This window comes from Nocardioides pacificus (assembly GCF_054775955.1).
On sequence record NZ_BAAHCI010000005.1, the window covers coordinates 1654531 to 1661057 of the forward strand.

General features: G+C 72.9%; 8 protein-coding genes. 3 read left to right on the forward strand and 5 right to left on the reverse strand.

Annotation, left to right across the window (positions count from 1 at the left end; all coding sequences use genetic code 11):
• The first annotated feature begins 66 nt into the window (after positions 1-66).
• Positions 67-654, forward strand: coding sequence for a DUF4245 family protein (locus ACYU7L_RS10590; protein WP_460796004.1), 588 nt, complete (start codon positions 67-69; stop codon positions 652-654).
• Here ACYU7L_RS10590 and ACYU7L_RS10595 read toward each other — a convergent pair.
• From ACYU7L_RS10595 to xseA, 3 genes are read right to left on the reverse strand one after another with little or no spacing between them, the layout of a single operon-like run.
• The gene (locus ACYU7L_RS10595) at positions 620-1432 is read right to left on the reverse strand and encodes a putative protein N(5)-glutamine methyltransferase (RefSeq protein WP_460796008.1); all 813 of its coding nucleotides are present in this window, start codon (positions 1430-1432) and stop codon (positions 620-622) included. The two genes, ACYU7L_RS10590 and ACYU7L_RS10595, sit on opposite strands and share 35 nt — an antisense overlap.
• Before the next feature lie 20 nt (positions 1433-1452).
• On the reverse strand, positions 1453-1683 hold the full coding sequence (locus tag ACYU7L_RS10600) for an exodeoxyribonuclease VII small subunit (RefSeq protein ID WP_460796012.1): 231 nt from the start codon (positions 1681-1683) through the stop codon (positions 1453-1455).
• Positions 1676-2995: an exodeoxyribonuclease VII large subunit gene (xseA, locus tag ACYU7L_RS10605; RefSeq protein WP_460796015.1), complete on the reverse strand. Its 1320-nt coding sequence runs from the start codon at positions 2993-2995 to the stop codon at positions 1676-1678. Before xseA ends, ACYU7L_RS10600 begins: the two co-directional genes overlap by 8 nt.
• A 68-nt stretch (positions 2996-3063) precedes the next feature.
• Here xseA and ACYU7L_RS10610 point away from each other — a divergent pair, with 68 nt between their 5' ends.
• Both ACYU7L_RS10610 and ACYU7L_RS10615 read left to right on the forward strand, forming a co-directional pair.
• Positions 3064-4074, forward strand: coding sequence for a 4-hydroxy-3-methylbut-2-enyl diphosphate reductase (locus tag ACYU7L_RS10610; RefSeq protein ID WP_460796017.1), 1011 nt, complete (start codon positions 3064-3066; stop codon positions 4072-4074).
• A gap of 5 nt (positions 4075-4079) precedes the next feature.
• Positions 4080-4703, forward strand: a complete 624-nt coding sequence (locus tag ACYU7L_RS10615; protein WP_460796019.1) for an L-threonylcarbamoyladenylate synthase — start codon at positions 4080-4082, stop codon at positions 4701-4703.
• Positions 4704-4706: 3 nt separating this feature from the next.
• On the opposite strand, the gene ACYU7L_RS10620 is transcribed toward ACYU7L_RS10615, so the two are convergent.
• Both ACYU7L_RS10620 and ACYU7L_RS10625 read right to left on the reverse strand, forming a co-directional pair.
• On the reverse strand, positions 4707-5105 hold the full coding sequence (locus ACYU7L_RS10620; RefSeq protein WP_460796022.1) for a DUF6542 domain-containing protein: 399 nt from the start codon (positions 5103-5105) through the stop codon (positions 4707-4709).
• Positions 5106-5126: 21 nt separating this feature from the next.
• Positions 5127-6266, reverse strand: a complete 1140-nt coding sequence (locus tag ACYU7L_RS10625) for a DNA recombination protein RmuC (protein ID WP_460796024.1) — start codon at positions 6264-6266, stop codon at positions 5127-5129.
• Positions 6267-6527 lie beyond the last annotated feature (261 nt).

Consider the following 6527-nt stretch of genomic DNA (forward strand, 5'->3'; position numbering starts at 1 on the left):
CGTTGTGGAGCGACCGCGCGGGGGCCCGGCCCGGCGTGCGCTCCGGGCGACTGTGAGGATGTGCGCGTGAGTGAACAGCCTGGCCGCTACCAACGCAGTGCCCCCGGACTCGTCGGCGCGATGATCGTGCTGCTGCTCGCGGTGGCCGCGTTCGTGGGCTACCGCGCGCTCTTCCGGGCCGAGCTCGAGGTGGAGCCCGAGGCGCTCGACTACCTCGAGTTCGTGGCCGCCGCCCAGAACAACGGGGTCGAGGTCGTCTACCCGCCGAGCCTGCCGAAGGGCTGGATCGCCACCAGCGCCGGCACCAGTGGCGCCGAGCGCCCGAGCTGGCGCCTGGGGATGCTGAGCGAGACCGAGCGCTTCGTCGGCGTGCGCCAGGAGGACCGCGCCCTCGACGAGATGATCGAGCTCGCCGTCGGCGAGGACGACGCCGAGGAGGTCCAGGAGGGCGAGCCCGTGCAGACCCCCGGGGCCCTCGCCGAGGAGTGGCGCAGCTTCGACGCCCCCGACGAGGACGTCATCCTGGCCGCGGAGGTCGGTGAGAACCTGGTGCTCGTCTACGGCCGGCTGGACCGCGAGGCGCTGGCCGACTTCGCCCAGACGCTGACGACTGAGTCGCTCACGACGGAGCCTTCGCCCGCCGAGACCGACTGAGCGTCCCGACCACGACGGTGGCGTCCAGCTCGTCGTCGCGTACGACGCGCGCGGCGAGGCCCTGCGCCCGCATCAGGGCGGCAGTCGTCGGTGCCTGGTGGATCGCGGTCTCGACGAGCAGGTGCCCGCCCGGAGCCAGCCAGTCCGGCGCCGCGCCGATCACGCGACGCTGCACGTCGAGACCGTCGTGGCCTCCGTCGAGCGCGACGCGATGCTCGTGCAGGCGAGCCTCGACCGGCATCAGCGAGATCTCATCGGTGGGGACGTAGGGCGCGTTGGCCAGCAGCACGTGCACCCGGCCCCGCAGCCGGTGGGGGAGCGGAGCGTCGAGATCGCCCTCGTGGGCAGTGCCGCCGACCCGGGCCAGGTTTTTGCGAGCGCACGCCACCGCCGCGGGGTCGACGTCGCACGCGTGCACCTCGGGATGCAGCCCTCGCTCGTGCAGGGCGCCGGCGAGCGCCGTACCGGCCGCGGCCGCACCGCAGCACAGCTCGACGACGACCGGCCCTCCGCCTGGATCGGCGTCGTCCGTAGTCCGGAGCAGCCGATCGGCCTCGGCGACCATCAGCTCGGTGCGCCGGCGGGGGACGAACACGCCGGGGGCGACCGCGAGCCGCAGCCCGGCGAAGTCGACCCAGCCGAGCAGGTGCTCGAGCGGCGCCCCCGCGACGCGGCGCGCGAGGAGCGACTCGAGCTCCGCCTCATCGGCCGCGGAGCCCTGCAGCAGCGTCGCCTCGGCCTCGGCGAAGACGCACCCCGCGGCGCGCAGCCGCGCCACCAGGGCGGGCGCGGGCTCGCTCAGCTGTCGTCCTCCTCGTCGTCGGCGACCGCCGCGTCGAGCCGGCTGCGGGCGCCGTCGAGCCAGCGCTGGCAGGTCGTGGCGAGCTTCTCCCCGCGCTCCCACAGCGCCAGTGACTCCTCCAGGGTGGTGCCGCCGGCCTCGAGACGGCGGACCACGTCGATCAGCTCCTCGCGGGCGTCCTCATAGCTGACCGCCTCGTCCTTCTGGTCTGCTGACTGCTCAGGCATCGCTCTCCTCGTCGTGGGCGGGGTCGTCGGGGGCCGGGTCGTTGTGGGCCGGAGCGTTGGGGGTCGGAGCGTTGGGGGTCGGGTCCGGGTGCGTGAGTGCCTCGACCCGCGTGGTCTGGGCGTGCACCCGGCCGTCCGCGACCCGGACGCTGACCTCGCCCCCGGGCGCGACCGCGTCGATGGAGGTCACCACGTGCCCGTCCGCGTCCTGGAGCACGGCATAGCCGCGGCGCAGCGTCGCCAGAGGGGAGAGCGCGCGGGTGCGGGCCAGCTGGTGGCCGACGTCGTCGGCGGCCCGGTCCAGCGAGTGACCGAGAGTGCGGCGGGCGCGCTCGCGCAGCCGGTCGATCTCCTCGGCGCGGGCGTCGAGCAGGCTCCGCGGGTCGGCCATCGCCGGGCGGGAGCGCAGCGCGTCGAGGCCGGCCTGCTCGCGAGCGATCCAGTGGCCGAGCAGGCTGCGGAGCCGGTCCCGCGAGGCGGCGATGCCGCGCTGCTCCTCGGCCATGTCGGGCACGACCCGCTTGCCGGCGTCGGTCGGTGTCGAGGCGCGCCAGTCGGCGACCAGGTCGAGCAGCGGCGAGTCGGGCTCGTGGCCGATCGCCGAGACCACCGGGGTGCGCACTCGGTGGACCGCGCGGATGAGTGCCTCGTCCGAGAAGGGGAGCAGGTCCTCGACCGAGCCGCCGCCCCGGGCGATCACGATCACCTCGACGTCGGCGTGCCGGTCGAGACGCTCGACGGCCTCGATCACCTCCGTCGCGGAGCGCTGGCCCTGCATCGCGGCGTACGCGATCTCGAAGCGGACCGCGGGCCAGCGGCGGCGGGCGCTCTCGAGCACGTCGCGCTCGGCGGCCGAGTTGGGGGCGGTGACCAGGCCGACCAGGCCCGGGAGGAAGGGCAGGGGCCGCTTGAGCTCGCGGGCGAAGAGGCCCTCGGCGGCCAGCAGCTGCCGACGGCGCTCGAGACGGGCCAGCAGCTCCCCGAGGCCCACCATCTTGATGTCGCGGGCATAGAGGGAGAGCGTGCCGCGGTTGGCGTAGTAGGACGGCTTGGCGTGCACCACCACGCTCGCGCCCTCCACCAGCGGCGGGTTGAGGCCGTCGAAGAGGGTGCGCGAGCAGGTCAGCGGCACCGAGATGTCGGCGACCCCGTCGCGCAGCGTCATGAAGACCGTGTTGAGTCCCGGTCGGCGGCTGATCTGGGCGACCTGGCCCTCGACCCACACGGCGCCGAGCCGGTCGACCCAGCCTGCGATCGCGTTGGCGATCTGCCGGACGGGTGCCGGCGACTGGGGGGAGGTCTCCATGGCCACGGGCGCGAGCCTAGGTCACGGGACCGACGTTGGTGTCGCCCTCTCCCCGCCCCCGTAGACTGGCGCGCATGAGCATCGACGTGGGGATCCCGTCCGTCCTCTCCCCCGAGGAGGCGGAGAAGGCCGTGCTGCTGGCGGCGCCACGCGGCTACTGCGCCGGCGTGGACCGGGCGGTGATCACCGTCGAGAAGGCCCTGGACCTCTACGGTGCCCCCGTCTACGTCCGCAAGCAGATCGTGCACAACAAGCACGTGGTGGCCAACCTGGAGTCGCGCGGGGCCATCTTCGTCGAGGAGCTCGACGAGGTGCCCGCCGGCAAGACGGTCGTGTTCTCCGCGCACGGCGTCTCTCCCGAGGTGCACCGCCAGGCCGCCGAGCGCGAGCTCAAGACCATCGACGCGACCTGCCCGCTGGTGACCAAGGTCCACCACGAGGCCAAGCGCTTCGCGGCCGACGACTACGACATCCTGCTGATCGGCCACGAGGGTCACGAGGAGGTCGAGGGCACCGCGGGTGAGGCGCCTGAGCACATCCAGCTCGTGCAGAGCCCGGCCGACGTCCCCAACATCGTGGTCCGCGACCCCGAGCGCGTGGCGTGGCTCTCGCAGACCACGCTCTCGGTCGACGAGACCCTGGAGACGGTCGCCGCGATCCGCGAGCGCTTCCCGCACCTGCTCGACCCGCCCAGCGACGACATCTGCTACGCCACCCAGAACCGCCAGCTGGCCGTCAAGGAGATCTCGCTCGACGCCGACCTGGTGATCGTGGTCGGCTCGGGCAACTCCTCCAACTCCGTGCGCCTCGTCGAGGTCGCGCTGGAGGCCGGCGCCAAGTCGTCGTACCGCGTCGACGACGCCAGCGAGATCGACGAGGCCTGGCTCGACGGCGTACGCACCGTCTCGGTGACCTCCGGGGCGTCGGTGCCCGAGGACCTCGTCGACGGCGTGCTGGCCTACCTGGCCGAGCGGGGCTACCCCGACGCCAAGGCCGTGCACAGCGCGGAGGAGTCGCTGATCTTCGCGCTGCCCGTCGAGCTGCGCCGCGACCTGCGTGCGGCCGAGGCCGCGGCGCGAGGCTGACGACCATGGCGCGCTACGTCGATCTGCACCCCGAGAACCCCCAGCCCCGGCTGGTCACCAAGGTGGTCGAGGCGCTGCGCGACAACGCGCTGATCGCCTACCCGACCGACTCCGGCTACGCGCTCGGCTGTCAGCTGGGCAACCGCGACGGGCGCGACCGGATCCTGAAGATCCGCCAGCTCGACGACCGCCACGACTTCACGCTGATGTGCAAGGACTTCGCCCAGCTCGGGCAGTTCGTGCAGATCAACAACGCCGCCTTCCGCGCGATCAAGGCGGCGACCCCGGGCCCCTACACGTTCATCCTCCCGGCGACGAGCGAGGTGCCCAAGCGGCTGATGCACCCCAAGAAGCGCACCGTCGGGGTCCGCATCCCGCAGCACCCGCTCGTCTCGGCCCTGCTCGAGGAGCTGGGCGAGCCGATGCTGACCAGCACGCTGATCCTCCCCGGCGAGGAGGGCCCCCGGACGATGGGCTGGGAGGTCAAGGAGGACCTCGACGTCGACGTCGACATCGTCATCGAGTCGGGCGAGACGCCGGCCGTGCCCACCACGGTCGTGGACTGGTCGGAGGGCGTGCCCGAGGTGGTGCGCCACGGCGCGGGCGACCCGGAGCCGTTCGAGGGGTAGGTCTCAGGCAGGCAGCTGCCGGGTGCGTACGGCGAGCGCGGCCAACGCCAGCACGTAGCCCACAGCCAGTGACGTCGCGTGGGTGAACAGCCCCGAGATCACGGCCTGCACCACGCCGTCGCGCTCGTCGGCGACGGTGCCGGGGGCGACGGCGGCGAGCAGCAGGAAGACCGCCAGCATGATCAGCGGCGGCAGGATGCCGACCGTGAAGAAGTCGCCGGGTCGCACCAGAAGTGCGAGCCCGAGGCAGAGCACGATGAAGCACAGGTCGAAGAAGAGGCTGAGCCGCCCGCTGAGGAACAGGTCGAGCACCACGGTCGTGAGCGCGACGGCCACGCCGAGGACGATGACCTGCCGGCCCGGCTCCTGACCCTCCACCCACAGGGAGCGTGTCTGGCTCACGAGGTCACGGTAGGACCCGGGTCAGGCCCCGCGTGCGCGGCGCGCCGAGCCGAGGTCGAGCTCTGCGTCGGGTCCGTGGGTCGCGTCATCGTCCTGCTGGAGCTCCACGGCGCCGAGCGAGCGGGTGGTGGCCTCGACCTGACGCGGGCTGGGCAGGTCGGCGTCGGTGACCGCGAGGTCCTGGAAGCGTCGCGCCGTCACCAGCACACGGCTCTCCAGCGAGCCCACCGCGTGGTTGTAGCTCTTCACCGCCGCCCCCAGCGAGCGACCGACCTGGTCGAGGTGGCCCCCCACCGTCCCGATCCGCTCGTGCAGCTCCCGGCCCAGCCGGTGGATCTCGCGCGCCTGCTCGGCGAGCGTCTCGTGGCGCCAGCCGTGCGCGACCGTGCGCAGCAGCGCGATCAGCGTCGTCGGCGTGGCCAGCACGACCTGGCGCGCGGCCGCGTGCTCGAGCAAGTCGCGGTCGGTCTCGAGGGCCGCGGAGAGGAACGACTCCGCGGGCACGAACAGCACCACGAACTCCGGGCTCTCGTCGAGCGCCCGCCAGTAGCGCTTCGCGGAGAGCTGGTCGACGTGGGTGCGCAGCTGACGCGCGTGGCGGCGCAGGTGGGCGTCGCGCTCGTCGTCGTCCTCGCACTCCGCGGCGTCGAGGAACGCGTCGAGCGGCACCTTGGCGTCGACCACGACGCACTTGTCACCGGCCAGTCGGACCACGAGGTCCGGCCGCAGTGGGCCGCCGTCGAGCACGACCTGCTCGGAGAAGTCGCAGCGGTCGACGAGGCCGGCGAGCTCCACGGCGCGACGCAGGTGCAGCTCGCCCCACTGCCCGCGCACCTGCGGCTTGCGCAGGGCGGTCGACAGCGCGTGCGTCTCGCGGCGCAGCCCGTCGGTGGTGTGCCGCATGTCGAGGACCTGCTGGTGCAGCTCGCCCTGCCACACGGCGCGGTTGTGCTCCAGATCGCGCATCTGGTCGCCGATCCGCTCCAGCCCCTCGCGCACCACCGCGTCCCCGGCCGCCCGCTGCTCCAGCGCCGCCAGTGCCGCCGGCAGCGCCGCGGTCGCCGGCGCCCGCCCCCGCGCCCACAGCACCCCCAGCGCCGCCCCGGCGATCATCCCCACCACGAGCAGCACCAGCGCCAGCACCAAACCAGTCACGTCCATGACGCCAGCATGGACGACGCCACCGACAGTGCGGGGCGTCCCACGAGTCCCAGGCGCCACACGTTTCACGAGTTAACGTGGGAAACGGTCACTTCCCACGCGAAGGATCACGTGGGAAGTGACCGTTTCGTGTGGTCAGTACGGCGTGCGACGGGTCCTCCCGACTTCGGGCCCGGAAGCGACCGTTCAGAAGGAAGACTCGCCAGGGCTCACGCTCACCAAGGCTTGTGAGGCCCGCGTCTTCCTTCTGAACGGTCGCTG